The sequence below is a fragment of the Streptomyces sp. NPDC088706 genome (genome assembly GCF_044752765.1).
In the GTDB taxonomy this organism is placed as follows: Bacteria; Actinomycetota; Actinomycetes; order Streptomycetales; family Streptomycetaceae; genus Streptomyces.
This window is the reverse complement of the sequence record NZ_JBIVLW010000001.1, coordinates 23,668-43,124: the sequence shown is the minus strand read 5'-3', so window position 1 is coordinate 43,124 and position 19,457 is coordinate 23,668. Positions and strand designations below refer to the sequence as shown.

General features: G+C 71.9%; 22 protein-coding genes. 9 read left to right on the top strand and 13 right to left on the bottom strand.

Features of this window, described 5'->3' with window-relative positions; genetic code table 11:
- Positions 1–27: 27 nt before the first annotated feature.
- Positions 28–834, bottom strand: a complete 807-nt coding sequence (locus tag ACIQAK_RS00235) for a hypothetical protein (protein ID WP_366388538.1) — start codon at positions 832–834, stop codon at positions 28–30.
- A 95-nt stretch (positions 835–929) separates the two neighbouring features.
- Between ACIQAK_RS00235 and ACIQAK_RS00230 the strand changes: the two genes are divergently transcribed.
- Genes ACIQAK_RS00230 through amaP form a run of 5 tightly spaced genes read left to right on the top strand, consistent with a single transcriptional unit; the run spans position 930 to position 3,242 of the window.
- Positions 930–1,403 carry an Asp23/Gls24 family envelope stress response protein gene (locus ACIQAK_RS00230; RefSeq protein WP_366388539.1) on the top strand — a complete coding sequence of 158 codons (474 nt, stop codon included), beginning with the start codon at positions 930–932 and terminating at the stop codon, positions 1,401–1,403.
- Positions 1,404–1,442: 39 nt separating this feature from the next.
- Entirely contained in the window at positions 1,443–1,634 is a 192-nt protein-coding gene (locus ACIQAK_RS00225) for a hypothetical protein (RefSeq protein WP_266537133.1), read from the top strand.
- On the top strand, positions 1,631–1,978 hold the full coding sequence (locus tag ACIQAK_RS00220; protein WP_366388540.1) for a hypothetical protein: 348 nt from the start codon (positions 1,631–1,633) through the stop codon (positions 1,976–1,978). The genes ACIQAK_RS00225 and ACIQAK_RS00220 overlap by 4 nt, the downstream gene beginning before the upstream one ends.
- Positions 1,975–2,658, top strand: coding sequence for a DUF6286 domain-containing protein (locus tag ACIQAK_RS00215; RefSeq protein ID WP_366388541.1), 684 nt, complete (start codon positions 1,975–1,977; stop codon positions 2,656–2,658). Before ACIQAK_RS00220 ends, ACIQAK_RS00215 begins: the two co-directional genes overlap by 4 nt.
- On the top strand, positions 2,655–3,242 hold the full coding sequence (gene amaP / locus ACIQAK_RS00210) for an alkaline shock response membrane anchor protein AmaP (protein WP_366388542.1): 588 nt from the start codon (positions 2,655–2,657) through the stop codon (positions 3,240–3,242). Before ACIQAK_RS00215 ends, amaP begins: the two co-directional genes overlap by 4 nt.
- A gap of 186 nt (positions 3,243–3,428) precedes the next feature.
- Here the strand turns inward: amaP and ACIQAK_RS00205 are convergent, their stop codons facing one another.
- From ACIQAK_RS00205 to ACIQAK_RS00175, 7 genes are all read right to left on the bottom strand, one after another.
- Positions 3,429–4,184: an SDR family oxidoreductase gene (locus ACIQAK_RS00205; protein ID WP_366388543.1), complete on the bottom strand. Its 756-nt coding sequence runs from the start codon at positions 4,182–4,184 to the stop codon at positions 3,429–3,431.
- 4 nt (positions 4,185–4,188) lie between these two features.
- Entirely contained in the window at positions 4,189–5,982 is a 1,794-nt protein-coding gene (locus ACIQAK_RS00200) for a glycoside hydrolase family 15 protein (RefSeq protein WP_366388544.1), read from the bottom strand.
- Positions 5,983–6,041: 59 nt separating this feature from the next.
- The gene (locus ACIQAK_RS00195; RefSeq protein ID WP_366388545.1) at positions 6,042–6,848 is read right to left on the bottom strand and encodes an SURF1 family protein; all 807 of its coding nucleotides are present in this window, start codon (positions 6,846–6,848) and stop codon (positions 6,042–6,044) included.
- Positions 6,849–6,926: 78 nt separating this feature from the next.
- A complete protein-coding gene (locus ACIQAK_RS00190) occupies positions 6,927–7,160 on the bottom strand; it encodes a hypothetical protein (RefSeq protein WP_006123591.1) in 234 nt (77 codons plus the stop codon).
- A 63-nt stretch (positions 7,161–7,223) separates the two neighbouring features.
- Entirely contained in the window at positions 7,224–8,237 is a 1,014-nt protein-coding gene (locus ACIQAK_RS00185) for a DEDDh family exonuclease (RefSeq protein WP_366388546.1), read from the bottom strand.
- A gap of 105 nt (positions 8,238–8,342) precedes the next feature.
- Positions 8,343–8,501: a hypothetical protein gene (locus tag ACIQAK_RS00180; RefSeq protein WP_366388547.1), complete on the bottom strand. Its 159-nt coding sequence runs from the start codon at positions 8,499–8,501 to the stop codon at positions 8,343–8,345.
- A 115-nt stretch (positions 8,502–8,616) separates the two neighbouring features.
- On the bottom strand, positions 8,617–10,155 hold the full coding sequence (locus ACIQAK_RS00175; RefSeq protein ID WP_366388548.1) for a S8 family serine peptidase: 1,539 nt from the start codon (positions 10,153–10,155) through the stop codon (positions 8,617–8,619).
- A 343-nt stretch (positions 10,156–10,498) separates the two neighbouring features.
- Here ACIQAK_RS00175 and ACIQAK_RS00170 point away from each other — a divergent pair, with 343 nt between their 5' ends.
- The 3 genes from ACIQAK_RS00170 to moaA all read left to right on the top strand — a co-directional run bounded on the left by ACIQAK_RS00170 (position 10,499) and on the right by moaA (position 13,718).
- Entirely contained in the window at positions 10,499–10,864 is a 366-nt protein-coding gene (locus ACIQAK_RS00170; protein WP_366388549.1) for a DUF485 domain-containing protein, read from the top strand.
- Positions 10,861–12,501, top strand: a complete 1,641-nt coding sequence (locus ACIQAK_RS00165; RefSeq protein WP_366388550.1) for a cation acetate symporter — start codon at positions 10,861–10,863, stop codon at positions 12,499–12,501. Before ACIQAK_RS00170 ends, ACIQAK_RS00165 begins: the two co-directional genes overlap by 4 nt.
- 227 nt (positions 12,502–12,728) lie before the next feature.
- Positions 12,729–13,718, top strand: coding sequence for a GTP 3',8-cyclase MoaA (gene moaA / locus ACIQAK_RS00160; protein WP_366388551.1), 990 nt, complete (start codon positions 12,729–12,731; stop codon positions 13,716–13,718).
- Positions 13,719–13,754: 36 nt separating this feature from the next.
- Here moaA and ACIQAK_RS00155 read toward each other — a convergent pair whose 3' ends face one another.
- Both ACIQAK_RS00155 and ACIQAK_RS00150 read right to left on the bottom strand, forming a co-directional pair.
- On the bottom strand, positions 13,755–13,982 hold the full coding sequence (locus ACIQAK_RS00155) for a hypothetical protein (RefSeq protein WP_366388552.1): 228 nt from the start codon (positions 13,980–13,982) through the stop codon (positions 13,755–13,757).
- A 220-nt stretch (positions 13,983–14,202) separates the two neighbouring features.
- Positions 14,203–14,580, bottom strand: coding sequence for a DUF3099 domain-containing protein (locus ACIQAK_RS00150; protein WP_366388620.1), 378 nt, complete (start codon positions 14,578–14,580; stop codon positions 14,203–14,205).
- Between the two features lie 206 nt (positions 14,581–14,786).
- Between ACIQAK_RS00150 and ACIQAK_RS00145 the strand changes: the two genes are divergently transcribed.
- Complete coding sequence (locus ACIQAK_RS00145; protein ID WP_366388553.1) at positions 14,787–15,062, top strand: GlsB/YeaQ/YmgE family stress response membrane protein; 276 nt, start codon at positions 14,787–14,789, stop codon at positions 15,060–15,062.
- Positions 15,063–15,166: 104 nt separating this feature from the next.
- Here the strand turns inward: ACIQAK_RS00145 and tyrS are convergent, their stop codons facing one another.
- The 3 genes from tyrS to ACIQAK_RS00130 are packed head-to-tail and all read right to left on the bottom strand — an operon-like array spanning position 15,167 to position 19,405.
- A complete protein-coding gene (tyrS, locus tag ACIQAK_RS00140; protein WP_366388554.1) occupies positions 15,167–16,438 on the bottom strand; it encodes a tyrosine--tRNA ligase in 1,272 nt (423 codons plus the stop codon).
- 52 nt (positions 16,439–16,490) lie between these two features.
- Positions 16,491–17,885, bottom strand: a complete 1,395-nt coding sequence (locus ACIQAK_RS00135; protein WP_366388555.1) for a metallopeptidase TldD-related protein — start codon at positions 17,883–17,885, stop codon at positions 16,491–16,493.
- Positions 17,882–19,405 (bottom strand): TldD/PmbA family protein, encoded by a 1,524-nt coding sequence (locus ACIQAK_RS00130; RefSeq protein ID WP_366388556.1) that lies wholly within the window; start codon positions 19,403–19,405, stop codon positions 17,882–17,884. The genes ACIQAK_RS00135 and ACIQAK_RS00130 overlap by 4 nt, the downstream gene beginning before the upstream one ends.
- Between the last annotated feature and the right edge of the window lie 52 nt (positions 19,406–19,457).

Below are 19,457 nucleotides of genomic sequence, written 5' to 3'. Positions count from 1 at the left end.
CCGGACCGACCGGACCGACCAAGCCGACTAAGGGGTGCCGCCGGCCTGCGGAACCACGTCGGTCACCAGCACCGACACCGGTAGCCCGTCCGCCGCGGCCGCCGACACCGCCGTGCGCACCGACCGGGCCACGTCCAGCGCCCGGTGGTCCCCGGCCGTCGCCAGCTCGATCCGGATGTGGTCCTCGGCGGTGTGCACCGCACTGCCCAGGACCCGGGTCAGCGAGACGACACCCGGCACCGCGGCGGCGGCCCGCGCCGCCGGCCCTTCCGCCTCGGCCGTCGGCACCGAGGCGGAGGCGGAGGACGCGGCGGACGGGGCCGTCACCTGTTCGGTCGCACCGTCCTCGAGCAATGCCGTCACCCGCAGGTCCACCTCCGCGACCTCCAGACCGAGCCGGGCCGAGGCCGCCGTGACGAGCGCCGCGCGCAGGGCGGCCGCCGCGTCGGGCAGCGGACGGTCACCGGCCGCCCGGAACTCCGCCTCGATCCTCAGCGGCCCGGGCGGCAGAGCGCTCGGCGGCGCCGGAGGCACGGCCGGCCCCGCCCCCACGGAGCCCGCCCCGGCCGGCCCCACCCCCGCAAGGCCCGCCCCGGCCGGGCCCGCCTCCGCACGCGGGTCCGTCCCGACGGCCGCCCGGGCCGGTCCGATCTTCAGCGTCCCCAGCACCGCACCCGGCACCGCCGCCCCGCGCAGCACCGAGGCCGCCGCCGTCTCCGCGATCCACGCCCCGTCCACGGCACCACCCAGGGGGAGCAGTCTGCCGAGGCCAAGTCGTTGCCGTACCGCGGCTGTCCATCCGTCCGCCCTCTGCGGGCCACGCTCCGTCGTCATCCCCCCAGCCTGCCGTATCCACGGCGCGGGACCGGGCAAGCGCACTTAACGTGGGCCAGGAAGTCCCAACCCTGCCCCCGAAGGGAAGAGCGGCGATGACTGAGACCCCCCAGCGCAACAGCCCCGACAGCGGTTCCGGCAAGCCTCCCCTGAGCAAGCGCGGCGGAGGCGACCCCGGTACCCGGGGCCGTACCACCATCGCCGACGGCGTCGTCGAGAAGATCGCCGGAATGGCCGCACGCGATGTGGCCGGTGTCCACGCCATGGGCAGCGGCCTGTCCCGGACCTTCGGTGCGGTCCGCGACCGGGTTCCCGGCGGCGGCAAGTCCGTCACCCGGGGGGTGAAGGCCGAGGTCGGCGAGTCGCAGGCCGCCCTCGACCTGGAGATCGTCGTCGAGTACGGCGTCGCGATCGCCGACGTCGCGCGCGACGTACGCGAGAACGTCATCGCGGGGGTCGAGCGGATGACCGGCCTCGAAGTCGTCGAAGTCAACATCGCGGTCAGCGACGTCAAGCTGCCCGACGAGGACGACGACGAGGACGATGGCGACCAACAGCGCGTCCAGTAGTTTCCGCGTTCCCCGCCGCAAGGCAGTTGAGGAGAGACGATGAGCATGGCTGTGGTCGGTCTGCTGGCCGGCATGGCGCTCGGGTTCGCCGGGTATTTCGGCGGATTCGGAGCCTTCGTACTGGTGGCCGCGCTGGGGGCGGTCGGCTTCATCGCCGGCCGCTTCCTCGACGGTGACCTGGAACCCGGCGACTTCTTCCGGAGTCGCGAGCGCGGCGACCGACGGCGGTGACCGCGGTGACCGGGCGGGTCGCCGCCGCCGAACGGGGCGAGACCCGGATCGCCGACCGGGTCGTCGCCAAGATCGCCGCGCAGGCGGCGAAGGAAGCCGTCGACGATCCGCCCGAGAACGGGTCCTCCCCGCGCGCCACGGTCACCGTGCACCGTGACTCCGCCCGCGTACGGGTCAGCCTGGAGCTCGGCTACCCCTGCGACATCGGCCGCCAGTGCGGTGCCGTACGCAGCAGGGTCGCCCAGCGGGTCAAGACGCTGGCGGGCATGGACGTGCCCGAAGTGGCCGTCCAGGTCGAACGGCTGCACCCGGCGACGAGCGGAGCACAGGGGAGGATCCGATGACCGAACCCGTCGAACCCACCGGCTCCACCCGGCGCATGCCCACGCTGGACGAGGGCGGCGACGACCGGCACCCGCCCGGGACGGGCGCGGGCTCCGCCGCCCATGATCCGGTCCCCACCCTGGAACAGGGCGGCGGCCGGGCCGGCCGCTTCTGGTCCGCGCGCCGGGTGCCGGCCGCCCTGCTGGCCCTGGTCCTCCTGGGCGCCGCCGGGCTGCTGCTCTACGACATCGCCGCCGTACGGGCCGGGCACCCGGCCATGCAGTGGCGGCGCTCGCTCGCCGACGGCCTCGCGGAGCGGAAGGTCGACGATGTCGTGGTGCTCATCGGGGCAGGGGTCGCCGCGTTGATCGGCCTCTGGCTGCTCCTGCTGGCCCTCACCCCGGGGCTCCGCGCCCTGCTGCCGATGCGCCGCGAACGCGCCGGCGTACGCGCCGGACTCGACCGCGACGCCGCCGCGCAGGTCCTGCGGGACCGGGCCGTGGAGGTGGCCGGAGTGCAGTCCGTCCGGGTCCGGATGGGGCGGAAGAAGGCGAAGGTGCGCGCCTTCTCGCACTTCCGGGAACTCGACGACGTACGCGGCGACCTGGACACCGTGCTGGCCGCGGCCGTCGGTGAGCTGGGCCTGGCGAAGCCGCCGGGCCTCTCCGTCCAGGTGAACCGACCGGCGAAGAAGGGATGAGCGGCATGCGCTCCACCGTCAACCGGGTCCTGCTGGCCCTGGCCGGGCTCCTGCTGATCGTCGTGGGCGGAGCGGTGCTCGCCGTCGGCCTCGGCGCCTCGCTGCCGTCCTGGTGGCCCTGGGACGGCAAGAACGACGTGCTGCTCAGCGCGGCCGACCGGGGTCGCTGGCGCGACGAGGGCTGGTGGTGGCCGACCGTGATCGCGGTCCTCGCCGTGCTGGTCGTCCTCGCCCTGTGGTGGTTCCTCGCCCAGCTCCGGCGTGGCCGCCTCTCCGAGGTGCTGGTGGACAGCGGCGACGGTGAGGGGGCGCGGGTGCGCGGCAAGGCGCTGGAGGGCGTGATCGCCGACGAGGCGGGCGAGGTGGACGGAGTGGCCCGCGCCCAGGCGGCCCTGACCGGCCGCCGGACCGCACCGAAGGCCCGGCTCCGGCTGCTGATGGAGCCGGACGCCGCCCCTGGCCAGGCCCTGAACGCGGTGGCCGACGGAGCACTGGCCCATGCCCGCGCGTCGGCGGGCCTGGACGAGCTCCCGGCCGAGGTACGGCTGCGGGCCGCCAAGCACCGCGCGGAGCGGGTGTCCTGACGGCCCGTGGGCGGTCGGTGGGATCGGCGGCCCGTACGTGCGAGGCCGCGGCCCTCGGGCCCGTACGCAGGGAGAGCCGCGGCCCCGGGCCCGTACGCACGGAGAGCCGCGGCCCTCGGGCCCGTACGTACGGGGAAGAGGCTGGGGCCCGCTGGCCGTGTACGTACGGGGAAGAGGCCGGGGCCTTCAGAAGCCGCGCCGCAGCCCGCCGTCGACCGGCACCATGATCCCCGTCAGATACGAGGCGGCGGGGGAGAGCAGGAAGGCCGCGGTCCTCCCGAACTCCTCCGGCTTCCCGTAGCGCCGCAGCGGGATGCGCGCCTCGTTGGCCGTACGGGCGGCCTCGGCGTCGCCGGAGAGCGCGTCCAGTTCACGGACCCGGTCGGTGTCGATCCGGGCGGGCAGCACCCCGACGACCCGGATGCCGCGCGGCCCCAGCTCGTCGGCGAGCGACTTGGCGAAACCGGCGAGACCGGGGCGCAGCCCGTTGGAGATGGTCAGTCCGGCGATCGGCTCGTGCACCGAACCGGAGAGCACGAAGCCGATGACGCCGCCCTCGCCCAGTGCGGCGGCGGTCGTCCGGGCGAGCCGGACCGCCCCGAGGAACACCGTCTCGAAAGCCGTCTGCCACTGGTCGTCGGTGTTGTCGGCGACGAAGCCCGGCGCGGGCCCGCCGACGCTGATGAGCACGCCGTCGAGCCGCCCGAAACGCTCCCGTGCCGCGTCCACCAGCCGCTGGGCGGCGCTCGGGTCGGCGTTGTCGGCGGCGAGACCGACGGCATCCGGGCCCAGCTCGGCTGCGGCCTCCGCCACGCTCTTCCCGTCCCGGCCGGTGATGATCACCTTCGCCCCGTCGGCGGCCAGCGCCCGTGCCGTGGCGTTGCCGAGGCCCCGGGTCGCGCCCGTGACGATGTACACGCGGTCCTTCAGTCCCAGATCCATGGCCCTATCCTGCCGGGTCCTGACCGCCGAGGTCGACCACCGAGTTCACCAGTCCGATATGGCTGAACGCCTGGGGGAAGTTGCCCAGCTGCCGCCCGGCCGCGACGTCGTACTCCTCGGCCAGCAGCCCCACGTCGTTGCGGAGCGACAGCAGATGCTCCAGCAGCTCCCGCGCCTCGCCGGGCCTGCCGATCCGCTCCAACGCGTCCACCAGCCAGAACGAGCAGGCGAGGAACGCCCCCTCGTCGCCCGGCAGTCCGTCGACGGAGACACCCTCGGTGCTGTAGCGGCGCACCAGTCCGTCGCTGCCCAGCTCCTCGCGGACCGCGTCGACCGTGCCGATGACCCGGGGGTCGTCCGGCGGCAGGAACCCGGTCCGTACGATGAGCAGCGTCGCGGCGTCCAGCTCCTTCGACCCGTAGGACTGGGTGAAGGTGTTCCGCACGGGGTCGTACCCCCGCTCGCACACCTCGGCGTGCACGGCGTCCCGCATCGCCCGCCAGCGGTCCGCGTCACCGGGCAGCTCGGGGTTCTCCTCCAGCGAGCACACCGCCCGGTCGGCGGCGACCCAGGCCATCACCTTGGAGTGCACGAAGTGGCGGCGGGCACCACGGATCTCCCACAGCCCCTCGTCCGGTTCACGCCAGCTCGACTCCAGGAAGCCGAGCAGGCTGAGCTGGAGGTTCCAGGCGTGCGGTTTGTCGTCCAGACCGGCGACGCGGGCCAGCCGAAGCGCGTCGATGACCTCGCCGTACACATCCAACTGCTTCTGCCGGACCGCCGCGTTGCCGGTGCGCACCGGGCGGGAGCCCTCGTACCCGGCGAGCCAGGGCAGCTCCATCTCGGGGAGCCGGCGCTCGCCCGCGAGCCCGTACATGATCTGGAGGTCCGCCGGGTCCCCGGCGACGGCCCGCAGCAGCCAGTCGCGCCAGGCGGCCGCCTCCTCCAGATAGCCGGCCGAGAGCATCGCCCCGAGGGTGAGGGTGGCGTCCCGCAGCCAGCAGAAGCGGTAGTCCCAGTTCCGTACGCCGCCGATCTCCTCCGGCAGCGAGGTGGTCGGAGCCGCCACGATGCCGCCCGTCGGGGCGTACGTCAGCGCCTTCAGCGTGATCAGCGAGCGCAGCACGGCCTCGCGGTAGGGGCCCTCGTAGGTGCACCGGTCGGTCCACTTCGCCCAGTCGTGCAGGGTGTGCCGCAGCGCCTTGTCCGGGTCGATCAGCTTCGGGCGCTGCGAGTGCGAGGGGTGCCAGGTGAGCACGAAGGCCACGCTCTCGCCCTCGGTGACGGTGAACGAGGAGCAGGTGCTGAACTGCTGGCCCCACGTCTTGACCGGCGGTTCGCTGCGCAGCCAGACGGAGTCGGGGCCGGCGACCGCGACCCGGTGTCCGTGCGACTTGCGGACCCAGGGCACCACCGAACCGAAGTCGAAGCGCAGCCGCAGGACGGAGCTCATGTCGACGGTGCCGCTGACGCCCTCGACGATCCGCATCAGGTCGGGCGTCTTGTCGCGCTGCGGCATGAAGTCGGTGACCTTGACCGTGCCGGTCCGGGTCTCCCAGTACGTCTCCAGGACCAGCGAATCACCTACGTAGCCCCGCCGGGTGCAGGTGTCCGTGGGGTCGGTGCCCTGGGGGGCGATGCGCCAGTGGCCGTTCTCCTCGTCGCCGAGCAGCGCCGCGAAGCAGGCGCCGGAGTCGAAGCGGGGCAGGCAGAGCCAGTCGACGGAACCGTTCCTGCCGACGAGCGCGGCGGTCTGGAGATCGCCGATCAGAGCGTAGTCCTCGATGCGTGGGGTCACGCTGTGGCGTGTTCCCGAACCGGACCCGGATTAAGCAGCCCGATGGTGTGCCGGAACTCTCAGGCGCTCGCGGGTTCCGGCTGCTCGGAGGCCTCGTCGGCCGCTGCGCCCCGCGTGGCGGCCTCCTCGCGGTCGCGCTTCTCCCGCCGTACGAGGATGAGCCAGCCGACCGGGACGGCGGCGACGAACAGCCACCACTGGACGGCGTACGCCATGTGCGCGCCGATCGAGCTGTCGTCGGGGGCGGCGATCTGCTCGGGCAGCCCGCCCGACGGCTGCGGGGCGGTCTGCTCGATGTACCCGCCCAGGACCTCCCGGGACAGCAGCTGGGACTGCTGCTCGCTGTTGATCAGCATGACCTGCCGGTCCGGCAGCCCCGCCAGGTCCTTGATGCCGCTGCTGCCGGTGGTCTCGTCCGCCTTGAGCCGTCCGGTGACGGTCACTTCGCCGCGGGGGGCGGGCGGCACGTCCGGGTAGTCCGTCTGGTTCGGCGCGGCGGGGACCCAGCCCCGGTTGACCAGGACGGTGGAGCCGTCCTTCAGGTCCAGCGGGGTCAGCACATGGACGCCGATCCGGTCGTCGTCCGACGTACGCCGGCGGACCACCACCTCGTGCTCGGTGTCGAACGTGCCCGTCGCGGTCACCGCCCGCCAGTAGTCGGCGCGCGGGACGGTGTGTCCGGGGGAGGTGAGGCCGGTGACCGGCGCCGGCTCCGCCCGGAGGTTCCGCGAGATCAGCTCGTTCTGCGCGACCCGGTGCTGATGCCGGTGCAACTGCCAGAAACCCAGCTCGACCATCGTCGGCATCAGTACGAGGGCGAGGAGGGTGAGGATCACCCACTGCCGGGTCAACAGGAAGCGGTACACCCCATGACCGTACAACCGGGGCCATGGGGTGCGGCACTCAGGGGTGGCGCCGGGGTAGCCCCGCAGCGGATCGATCCGTCATACTTTGTCCACGATGCCCGCCTTCCCTTCGGCGCGGGCGCAGTGGGCGCCGCAGTACCAGTGCCCGTCGGCCTCGACGCCCTGCCCGATCACCTGGACCCGGCAGTGCTCGCAGATCGGCGCCATGCGGTGGATGGCGCAGGAGAAGCAGTCGAAGACGTGCACCGCACCTTGTGCGTGCACCTCGAAGGACATGCCGTAGTCGTTTCCGCAAACCTCACAACGTGCCATGCGCCACAGGGTGGGACGCCCGGCGGCGCCGGGCGAGCGGGCGCCGGGCGAGTCGCGCCCGGTTCACTCCGATGACGGCGGAGGCGCCTGGTGCGGCAGTACGGCCCCATCGGCGGGCGCCACATCCCGCAGCAGATGGGTGAAGGCGCTCTCCTCCAGGATCGGTGTGCCGAACGCCTTCGCCTTCTGCGTCTTGGAGGTCGCCGCGTCCGGGTCGTTGGTCACCAGCAGACTGGTCAGCCGCGACACGCTGGTCGCCACGTGCAGACCCGCCTCCACCGCCCGGTCCTCCAGCAGCTCCCGGTCGATCGAGGTGTCCCCGGAGAACGCCACGCGCATCCCCTGCTTGAGCGGCCTCTCCTTCTCGTACCGCCCCGGGTTGGGATACGGGCAGGCGGGCCGCTTGCGCGAGGGCCGCCAGCTGTTCGGCTGCCGGAAGGGCTGATACCCCACGCGTGGGGCGACGGGCGAGTCGGACCACTCGGTCAGCGGACGGCACTCCAGCAACGGCAGCCGCACCCCGCCCCGGGCCGCCGCGTGCAGACTCGGCCGGAACGCCTCGGCCAGCACCCGGGCGTCGTCCAGGGCGTGGTGCGCGTGCTGCTGTACGACGCCGAAGTGGGCGGCGAGGGAGGCCAGCTTGTGGTTGGGCAGCGGCAGCCGCAGCTCCTTGGCGAGCGCGATCGTGCACAGCCGCTGCTCGACCGGGGCGACCACCGAGGCGCGGGCGTACTCCCGGGCGATCATCGACCAGTCGAACGCCGCGTTGTGTGCCACGAGCACCCGGTCCGCGAGCCGCGCCGACAACTCGGCGGCGACTTCCGGGAAGAGCGGTGCGCCTTCCAGCACATCGCTGGTCAGCCCGTGGATCCAGACGGGGCCGGGGTCCCGCTCCGGGTTCACCAGCGTGTACCAGTGGTCCTCGACATCGCCCAGGGCGTCCAGCCGGTAGACGGCGGCGGACACTATCCGGTCGTCGCGGGCGAGGCCGGTGGTCTCCACGTCGACGACCGCGTACCCCTGGGGGTAGGCGGTCGGCCACGGTGCGGCTGTCTGGAGGTCGTCGAGCATGGTCACAGAGAATACGGGCCACGACTGACAGTCCCCTAGCCGACCGGGTGGGCCGCACGCCGGACACCGCTCCGGGCCCCGCAACTCGGCGGCCCCGCAGCGCCCTTCAGGTCAGCCGAGCGCGGCGACCAGGTCGCCCGCCGTCACCCGGTCGAGACCGCGGCCGTCCACCGGTCCGGGCAGCAGCCGGTAGACCGTGCCGCTCACCTTCTCCGGGGCCGCGTCCCCGTCCACCACCGCGAGCAGCACCCGCTTCCGGCCGCGTGCCACACCACCAGGTCCCACAGCACACCGGGGAGCCGCCCCCGCGCAAGAGGGAGCTGACGCACGGCGGGGGCCCGGGGAGAACACTCCCCGGGCCCCCGCTGCTCGCTCGGTCACACACCTACCAGCGGACCGCGTCCAGCGCGTCCACCACTCCGGCCCCGTAGAAGCCGTTGTAGCTCTTGCCGCCCTCGCAGACCGCGTCGATGACGCCGTCACCGTTGTAGTCGTAGGGCTCGCCGCAGGCCTTGGCGTCCGCCTGGAGGCCCAGCAGCACCTTCACCGCGGCCGGTGAGGCGTAGGCGTGGCGGGACTTGATCAGGGCCACGACGCCCGCGACGTGCGGGGACGCCATCGACGTACCGGCCTTGTAGCCGAACTTGCCGCCCGGCAGCGTGGAGAGGATCAGGCCGTTGACGGCCGGCGGCTCAGGGGTCTGGTAGATCGTCGAGTCACCGCCGGGGGCGGCGACGTCGATGACACCCTTGCCGTAGTTCGAGTACGAGGACTTCCATCCCTTGGCACCCGTGGCGGAGACCGTCACGACACCCGGCAGCATGGTCGGGATGTCGGGGCAGACCCGCGGGTCGACGGTGCGGGTGACCGGCTCGGTGTCGTTCGGGCTGGTCCGGTCCTCGATCGCGTCGGAGGCCAGGTCGTGGCGGGAGTTGCCCGCGGCGGCCACGTTGACCGTGCCCTTGCGCTCGGCGTACTTGACGGCGCGAGTGAGGGACTCGACCAGGGCGCCCTGGTCCGGGTCGTTCTTGCAGTTGAACAGCCACGGGTCGGTGTAGTAGCTGTTGTTCGTCACCTCGACGCCCCGCTCGGCCGCCCAGAGGAAGCCGCAGACGACGGCCTCGGTGTAGAAGAAGCCGTCCGGGGTGGAGACCTTGATGCCGGAGACCTTCACACCCGGCGCCACACCGGTCACGCCGAAGCCGTTCTTCGCCGCGGCGATGGTGCCGGCCACATGCGTGCCGTGGTCGCTCTCGCCCGCCGCCGGTCGCCAGGAGCCGGCGGTGGTGTCCGGAGCGCCCGTGACACAGTTGGCCGAGGCCGCCTGGTCGAAGTTGGGCGCCAGGTCCGGGTGGGTGTCGTCGACGCCCGTGTCGATGACGGCGACCGTGACCCGCTTCGAGCCGAGCGTCTTCTGGTGCGCCTTGTCCGCCTTGATCGCGGGCAGCGACCACTGCAGCGGCTCCAGCGGGTCCTCCTCCGCCGTCGCCTGCGCGGCCGCGGCCGCCGCCTGGGCCTCGGTCAGCGGCTGCGCTATGGCGCCGACGTCCTTGGTGGCCTGCGGCACGATCGGGTTGGTCCGGGTCGCGCCCGCCGACTGCACGCCCCGGGCCCGCCGGATCGTCTCCCCGAAAGCCGGGTTCTGCGAGTGGGCGACGATGACGCCGATCTGCTCATAGGCGATGACGACCGTGCCGCCGGCCTGCGTGATGGCCTTCTTCACCTGCTGGACGGCGCTGCGGCCGGTGCCGGTGTTGACGACGTAACTCAGTTTCGGCCCGTCGGTCCGCGGGGTCACGGTGGCCGGTGCGCCGGTGGGCGCAGCCGTGGCCGTCGCGGCCGGCAGGAAGCCGAGCGAGGCGACGAGCGCGAGTCCGACGGGCAGCGCGAGCGCGCGGGTCCGTCTCGATGCCAGATGAGCCATGGGTTCTCCACATCATCCGTGCCGGTCGACCGGACACCTGGCGTGTTCGGTCGCGTACATGACGAGTGAAGCTATCGCTGATCTTTCCGGCACATCAACGTTTGTTGGCAAGTGAGTTCGAAGAGTGACCTGTGCGGCCGAATGTGTACGGGCGACTTCAGGCCACCGGCAGGGGGATCCGGTCACCGTCATGAGGCCGAGAAGGCGAAAGATCCCGTGAACCGCTTCGTCGTGCCCTCCGTGCCGTTGTCCAGGAGGCACGACACCGTCCCCCGGTGAGCGAGGCCTCCCCATGTCACCCACCGTCCCCCAGATCACCGCACCCGCGTCTCAAGGAGATTCCGTGGCCACCGATGCACCGCCGCCCGAGGGCCGTCCCGACGACGGCCCGGCCCAGCCCACCGCCGAGGCGTACAACGCGGTGCAGGCGAGTGCCGACTTCGCCGACCTGCGCCGCTCGTTCCGCTCCTTCGCCTTCCCGCTCACCGTCGCCTTCGTGACCTGGTACCTGCTCTACGTCCTGCTCTGCAACTACGCGGCCGGCTTCATGAGCACCAAGCTCGTCGGCAACATCAACGTGGCGCTCGTCCTCGGCCTCGCCCAGTTCGCCACCACCTTCCTCATCGCCTGGCTCTACTCCCGGCACGCCGCCACCCAGCTCGACCCGAAGGCCGAAGCCATCAAGTCCCGTATGGAGGCCGACGTATGAGCGCCGCCCACGCCGCCCATCCCGCCGTCCAGCTCGCCGCCGAGGGAGCGAGCGAGCACCGGCCGCTGATCATCACCCTGTTCGCCGCGTTCGTCGTGGCGACCCTCTTCATCACCGTGTGGGCGGGCCGCCAGACCAAGAGCGCCGCCGACTTCTACGCGGGCGGCCGCCAGTTCACCGGATTCCAGAACGGGCTCGCGGTCTCCGGCGACTACATGTCCGCGGCGTCCTTCCTGGGCATCGCGGGCGCCATCGCCCTCTTCGGCTACGACGGCTTCCTCTACTCCATCGGCTTCCTCGTCGCCTGGCTCGTCGCCCTGCTCCTGGTCGCCGAACCGCTCCGCAACTCCGGCCGCTACACCATGGGCGACGTGCTGGCCTACCGGATGCGCCAGCGCCCCGTACGCACCGCCGCCGGCACGTCCACCATCGTCGTCTCGATCTTCTACCTGCTGGCCCAGATGGCCGGGGCCGGCGTCCTCGTCTCGCTGCTGCTCGGCATCACCAGCGACTTCGGGAAGATCGTCATCGTCGCCCTGGTCGGCGTGCTCATGATCCTCTACGTCACCATCGGCGGCATGAAGGGCACCACCTGGGTGCAGATGGTCAAGGCCGTCCTGCTCATCGCGGGCACCCTGCTCATCACCTTCCTGATCCTGCTGAAGTTCGACTTCAACATCTCCGACCTGCTCGGCACCGCCGCGAGCAACAGCGGCAAGGGCGCCGCCTTCCTGGAACCCGGCCTGAAGTACGGCGCCACCGGCGTCTCCAAGCTCGACTTCATCTCCCTCGGCCTCGCCCTGGTCCTCGGCACCGCCGGCCTGCCGCACATCCTGATCCGCTTCTACACCGTGCCCACCGCCAAGGCCGCCCGTAAGTCGGTGAACTGGGCGATCGGCATCATCGGCGCCTTCTACCTGATGACGATCGTGCTCGGCTTCGGCGCCGCGGCGATCCTCGAACCCGGCGACATCATCGCCTCGAACAAGGCGGGCAACACGGCCGCGCCACTCGCCGCCCTGGAGATCGGCGGCGGCTCCGGATCCACCGGAGGCGCCATCCTCCTCGCGGTGATCTCCGCCGTCGCCTTCGCCACCATCCTCGCCGTCGTCGCCGGACTCACCCTCGCCTCCTCCTCGTCCTTCGCGCACGACATCTACGCCAACGTGATCCGCAAGGGGAAGGCCACCGAGAAGGAGGAGGTCCGCGCCGCACGCTGGGCCACCGTCGCCATCGGGGTCGTCTCCATCGCCCTGGGCGCGCTCGCCCGCGACCTCAACGTGGCCGGCCTGGTGGCCCTGGCCTTCGCCGTCGCCGCGTCCGCCAACCTGCCGACGATCCTCTACAGCCTCTTCTGGAAGCGGTTCACCACCCACGGGGCCCTTTGGTCCATCTACGGCGGACTCGCCTCCTCCGTCCTGCTGGTGCTCTTCTCGCCGGTCGTCTCCTCCAAGCCGACATCGATGTTCCCGAACGTCGACTTCGCCTGGTTCCCGCTGGAGAACCCCGGCCTGATCTCGATCCCGCTCGGCTTCCTGCTCGGCTGGGCCGGCTCGCTGCTCTCCAAGGAGAAGCCCGACACGGACAAGTACGCCGAACTGGAGGTCAAGTCCCTCACCGGCACCGGAGCGCACTGAGAGAAGGAGTTCACCGAGCCGTTCGGTTCATCACCCACCCCATGGTCCGGGCCGCGTCGTAGAGTCCTACGACACGGCCCGGCCACACCTCGTGGCAAACGGGCCCCTGCGATATCACAGGCGTCACGTAGGCTCGGAAGAGTCAACGCAGTGAACGAGCCGAAGTCTCGGCAGGGCCGACAGCCCTGCGGAGCTACCGCGACACCACCCGGGGGAGGAGCGCCACCGTGCTCATCGACACCTATGACAGGGTCGCCACCGACCTGCGCGTGTCACTGACCGACAAGTGCAATCTGCGGTGCACCTACTGCATGCCGGAAGAGGGCCTGCAGTGGCTCGGCAAGAGCGAGCTGCTCTCCGACGACGAGATCGTGCGCCTGATCCGCATCGCGGTCACCACCCTCGGCATCACCGAGGTCCGCTTCACCGGCGGAGAGCCCCTGCTCCGCCCCGGCCTCGTCTCCATCGTCGAGCAGTGCGCGGCCCTCACCCCGCGTCCCCGCATGTCGCTCACGACCAACGGCATCGGACTCAAGCGGACCGCCGCCGCCCTCAAGGCGGCCGGCCTCGACCGGGTCAACGTCTCGCTGGACACCCTGCGCCCCGACGTCTTCAAGACCCTCACCCGCCGCGACCGCCACAAGGACGTGCTGGAAGGCCTCGCGGCCGCCCGCGACGCCGGCCTCACCCCGGTGAAGGTCAACTCCGTCCTGATGCCGGGACTCAACGACGACGAGGCCCCCGAGCTGCTGGCCTGGGCCGTCGGCAACGATTACGAGCTCCGCTTCATCGAGCAGATGCCCCTGGACGCCCAGCACGGCTGGAAGCGCGACGGCATGATCACGGCAGGTGACATCCTCGCCTCGCTGCGCACCCGCTTCACCCTCACCGCCGAGGACGACGAGGCCCGCGGTTCCGCCCCCGCCGAGCGCTGGACCGTCGACGGCGGCCCGCACCGCGTCGGCGTGATCGCCTCGGTCACCCGCCCGTTCTGCCGCGCCTGCGACCGCACCCGGCTCACCGCCGACGGCCAGATCCGCACCTGCCTCTTCGCCCGCGAGGAGACCGACCTGCGCTCAGCCCTGCGCTCGGACGCGCCCGACGCGGAGATCGCCCAGCTCTGGAAGCTCGCCATGTGGGGCAAGAAGGCCGGCTCCGGACTGGACGACCCGTCCTTCCTCCAGCCCGACCGCCCGATGTCCGCGATCGGCGGCTGACGCGCTCAGGCGCCTCGCGCCCCGCCGCTCCCGGACTCACCAGTCCTTCAGCGCCACGACGTCCTTGAGGAAGCCGCGTACCCCCAGGAACCGCGACAGGTGCTCCCGGTGCTCCTCGCAGGCCAGCCAGGTCTTGCGGCGCTCGGGGGTATGCAGCTTGGGGTTGTTCCAGGCGAGCACCCAGACCGCGTCGGCCCGGCAGCCCTTGGCGGAGCAGACCGGGGCCCCGGCGGCGCTCTCGGCGGATGTCTCGGGAAAGATCACGGGGCCCAGCCTAAGTCAGGTGCTCCGCGCCCGGAACGACGCATCCCCGCCGGAGAAAAGGCGACGCCGAGCAGCCACGGGGGGAGCTGCCCGGCGTCGGTCCGTCGCTCCGACGGGGGATGCGGAGCGCCACTGAAGTATGTCACGGGCACCGGGGTGCGGTGCACCGGAACGTCATGATTGATCTGAGCTTTTCCTGAGCTTCGCGGGACCCGCGGGCTCAGCCGTGTTCCTGTGGCGGGGGCACCCGCCCGGCCCGCTCCTCACGGCCCGCGGACCCGGCCGGACCGGCGGCCGGAGCCGCCTCCACGGCGGGCCGCACCGGCGCTGCGACGAACGTCGACGGCAGGGAGGGGACGTTCTCCCGGCCCGCGTTGGCGATGACCACCGCCACGTACGGCAGCAGCACCCCCAGGGCGAGCGCCACGATCGCCACATGCCGCTCCACGTTCCACAGCACGGCGGCCAGCACCACCGACACCGTACGCACGGACATCGAGATCACATAGCGCCGCTGCCTGCCCCGCACATCGTCGGCCAGCCCCTGACGGGCTCCCGTGATCCGGAAGACCTGCACCTCGTCGCTCTTGCGCAGCATGTGTTCCACCACCAGATCTCTGTGCCGGACACTCCGGGACCGGGCCGCATCCACGGTACGCCGGGTCCCCGCCGGACCGGAGACCGGGGCGCACCCGGCCGCCACCGGAAAGGGCCGCCACCCGGACGGCCCCGCACGGAGTGCGGCCCGGCGGCGGCCGGCCAAGACTGGACGGACGCGCACTCCGCGCCGTACGAGGAGGCGAAATGAGCTGGTTGTGGGCAATCATCGTGGGCCTGGTGCTCGGTGTGATCGCACGGGCGATCCTGCCGGGCAAGCAGGAGATCCCACTCTGGCTGACGGTCATCTTCGGCATTCTCGGCAGCATCCTCGGTAATGCCGTGGCGACCTGGATCGGGGTCAACGAGACCAGGGGCATCGACTGGATCCGCCATCTGCTCCAGCTGGCCGGAGCCGTGGCCGTCGTCGCCGTCGGAGACATGGCCTGGCAGTCCATCCGGGGCAACAAGCGCAGAGCCTGACCCCGGACAGCGCAGTGCCGCGGCCGGACACGCGAGGAAGAGCGTGTCCGGCTGCGGCACTGCGCTGTCCGGTACGCCGCGGCACTGCGCTGTCCGGTACGGGGTCAGCCGGCCGGGACGACCTCCACGGCCGCCAGGTTCTTCTTGCCCCGGCGCAGCACCAGCCAGCGCCCGTGCAGCAGCTCCCCGGCGGCCGGCGCGACCTCGCCGTCGGCGACCTTCACGTTGTTCACGTACGCGCCGCCCTCCTTGACCGTGCGACGGGCACCCGACTTGCTCGGTGCCAGGCCGACCTCCACCAGCAGGTCCACCAGCGGGCCCAGCTCGGCGACCCGGGCGTGCGGCACCTCGGAGAGGGCCGCGCTCAGCGTCGCCTCGTCCAGCTCGGCCAGGTCGCCCTGGCCGAACAGTGCCTTCGACGCCGCGATGACCGCCGCGCACTGCGCACCTCCGTGCACCAGCGTGGTCAGCTCCTCGGCCAGCGCGCGCTGCGCGGAACGGGCCTGCGGCCGCTCCTCGGTCAGCTGCTCCAGCTCCTTGAGCTCCGCACGGCTCTTGAAGCTGAGGATGCGCAGGTAGCGCGAGATGTCCCGGTCGTCCACGTTCAGCCAGAACTGGTAGAACGCGTACGGCGTGGTCATCTCCGGGTCGAGCCAGACGGCACCGCTCTCGGACTTGCCGAACTTGGTCCCGTCCGCCTTCACCATCAGCGGCGTCGCCAGCGCGTGCACGGTGGCACCCGGCTCCAGCCGGTGGATCAGGTCGATGCCCGCGGTGAGGTTGCCCCACTGGTCGCTGCCGCCCTGCTGGAGGACGCAGCCGTAGCGGCGGTACAGCTCCAGGAAGTCCATCCCCTGGAGGAGCTGGTAGCTGAACTCGGTGTAGCTGATGCCCTCCTGCGACTCCAGCCGGCGGGCGACGGAGTCCTTGGTGAGCATCTTGTTGACCCGGAAGTGCTTGCCGATGTCCCGCAGGAACTCGATCGCGGACATCCCCGCGGTCCAGTCCAGGTTGTTGACCATCGTCGCCGCGTTCGGGCCCTCGAAGGTGAGGAAGGGCTCGATCTGCTCCCGCAGCCGCCGCACCCAGGCGGCGATGGTCTCCGGGTCGTTCAGCGTGCGCTCGGCGGTCGGGCGCGGGTCACCGATCTGACCGGTGGCCCCGCCGACCAGGGCGAGCGGGCGGTGCCCCGCCAGCTGGAGCCGGCGCACGGTGAGGACCTGCACGAGGTGCCCCACGTGCAGGCTCGCCGCGGTCGGGTCGAAGCCGCAATAGAAGGTGACGGGACCGTCCGCGAGAGCCTTGCGCAATGCGTCCTCGTCAGTGGACTGGGCGAACAGCCCGCGCCACTTCAGCTCGTCGACGATGTCCGTCACGGTTCCGGTGCTCCTTGCGTTTCGTAGGGATGTACGGGTCAGTCTAGGCGGGTCACACCCCCTGGCTGACCGAGCTCATGTTGAAGTCCGGGATGCGCAGCGCGGGCATCGCGGCCCGGGTGAACCAGTCGCCCCACTCACGCGGCAGCGTCTTCTCCGTACGTCCCGCCTCCGACGCCCGCGACAGCAGGTCCACCGGTGACTCGTTGAACCGGAAGTTGTTCACCTCGCCGACCACCTCGCCGTCCTCCACCAGATAGACACCGTCCCGGGTCAGCCCGGTCAGCAGCAGCGTCGCCGGGTCCACCTCGCGGATGTACCACAGGCAGGTCAGCAGGAGCGCCCGCCCGGTCGTCGCGGCCACCATCTCCTCCAGGGACCGCTCACCGCCCCCGTCCAGCACCAGGTTGTCGATGGCCGGGGCGACCGGCAGCCCGGTGAGGGCCGCCGTGTGCCGGGTCGTCGTCAGCCGCTCCAGCCTGCCCTCCCGCACCCAGTCCGTCGGCGCGAGCGGCAGCCCGTTGTCGAAGACGGAACCGCTGTCGCCGGAGGAGTGGGCGATCACGAAGGGCGCCGACTCCAGACCCGGCGCGTGCGGGTCGCTGCGCAGGGTCAGCGGGAGCGGTGCCAGCGTCTCGCCGAGCCGCGTTCCACCCCCCGGCTCGGAGAACACCGTCCGGCCCTCCACGGCGTCCCGCGCGGTGGACGACCAGAGCTGGTAGATCAGCAGGTCCGCCACCGCGGTCGGCGGCAGCAGCGTCTCGTACCGCCCGGCGGGCAGGTCGATGCGCCGCTCCGCCCAGCGCAGCCGCTGCGCCAGCTCCGCGTCCAGGGCCGCCGGATCGACGTCCTTGAAGTCCCGGGTCGCCCGGCCCGCCCACGCGGAGCGGGTCCGGTCCGGCGACTTGGCGTTCAGCTCCAGCGTCCCGGTCGGCTGGTCGTGGCGCAGCCGCAGCCCCGTCGACGTACCCAGGTAGGTGGAGGTCAGCTCGTGGTTGGCGAACCCGTACAGCTCGCGGCCACCGGAGCGGGCCCGGGCGAAGGCGTCGCCGAGCGCGGGGGCGAAGTCGGCGAAGACCTCGGAACCCGTCTCGGCCGGCGCGTCCGTGAAGTCGGGGGACGAGGGCACTCCGCTCACCAGCGGCTGCGCGTCCTCGGCGGGACCCGCGCCCCGGGCGGCGGCCTCGGCGGCCCGCACCAGGGGCTCCAGGTCGTCGGTGGTCACGGCGGACCGGGAGACGACCCCGGACGCCGTGCCTTCGGCCCCGTCCACGGTGGCGATGACGGTGAGGGTCCGTCCCCGGGTCACCCCGTTCGTGGTGAGCGCGTTGCCCGCCCAGCGCAGATTGGCGGAGGAGTGCTCGTCGGCGATGATTACCAGGCCGTCCGTGGTGGACAGCTCCAGGGCCCGCTCGACGATCTCGTACGGCTTGCTGACGCGGCTCATCGTCCGGCCTCCTGCGTCGTGTTGAGGATGTTCACGCCTCTGAAGAGGGCGGAGGGGCAGCCGTGGGAGACCGCCGCGACCTGGCCCGGCTGGGCCTTGCCGCAGTTGAACGCGCCGCCCAGCACGTATGTCTGCGGGCCGCCGACCTTCTCCATCGAGCCCCAGAAGTCCGTGGTCGTCGCCTGGTACGCCACATCGCGCAGCTGCCCGGCGAGCTTGCCGTTCTCGATGCGGAAGAACCGCTGCCCGGTGAACTGGAAGTTGTAGCGCTGCATGTCGATCGACCAGGACCGGTCGCCGACGACGTAGATCCCGCGCTCGACCCCGCCGATCAGGTCCTCCGTCGACAGTCCGCCCGGGTCCGGCCGGAGCGACACGTTCGCCATGCGCTGTACGGGGACATGGCCCGGGGAGTCCGCGAACGCGCACCCGTTGGAGCGGCCCAGTCCCGTCAGCTTCGCGATCCGGCGGTCCAGCTGGTAGCCGACCAGGGTGCCGTCCTTGACCAGGTCCCAGGACTGCGCCTCGACGCCCTCGTCGTCGTACCCGATGGTCGCCAGGCCGTGTTCGGCGGTGCGGTCACCGGTCACGTTCATGACGGGGGAGCCGTACGCCAGCTTGCCCAGCTGGTCGAAGGTGGCGAACGACGTGCCCGCGTACGCCGCCTCGTAACCGAGCGCCCGGTCCAGCTCGGTGGCATGGCCGATCGACTCATGGATGGTCAGCCAGAGGTTCGACGGGTCGACGACCAGGTCGTAGCTCCCCGCCTCGACGCCCGGCGCCCGCATCTTCTCCGCGAGCAGCCCGGGGATCTGCTCCAGTTCGGCGTCCCAGTCCCAGCCGGTCCCGGTCAGGTACTCCCAACCGCGCCCGGCGGGCGGTGCGATGGTCCGCATGGAGTCGAACTCACCGGTCGTGGAGTCCACCGCCACGGCCGTGAACTGCGGCTGGATGCGCACCCGCTGCTGCGTGGTGACGGTCCCCGCCGTGTCCGCGTAGAACTTGTTCTCATGGACGGTCATCAGGGACGCGTCCACATGGGCCACTCCGTCCGCCCGCAGCAGCCGCCCGCTCCACTCGGCGAGCAGTGCCGCCTTCTCCTCGTCCGGTACGGAGAACGGGTCGACGTCGTACGCCGAGACCCAGGTCCGCTCGCCGTGCACCGGCTCGTCCGCCAGCTCGACGCGCTCGTCGGAGCCGGCCGCCGCGATCACCTTCGCCGACAGCTTGGCCATCGCCACGGCCTGCGAGGCCACCTTCGCCGCCGCGTCCATCGTCAGGTCGACGCCCGAGGCGAACCCCCAGGCCCCGCCGTGCACCACCCGCACCGCGTACCCGAGGTCCGTACTGTCCGAAGCGCCGGCGGGCCGCGCGTCCCGCAGCCGCCAGGAGGCGCTGCGCACCCGCTCCAGCCGGAAGTCGGCGTGCGTGGCGCCGAGCGCCCGCGCCCGCGCGAGCGCCGCGTCGGCCAGCGCGCGCGACGGCAGGGCCAGGAATGACTGATCTACCTCGTGGGGCACAGGGAGTTCCCTTCTCGATACACGACGGCAGTGAACCACGGCGGAGGGCGGC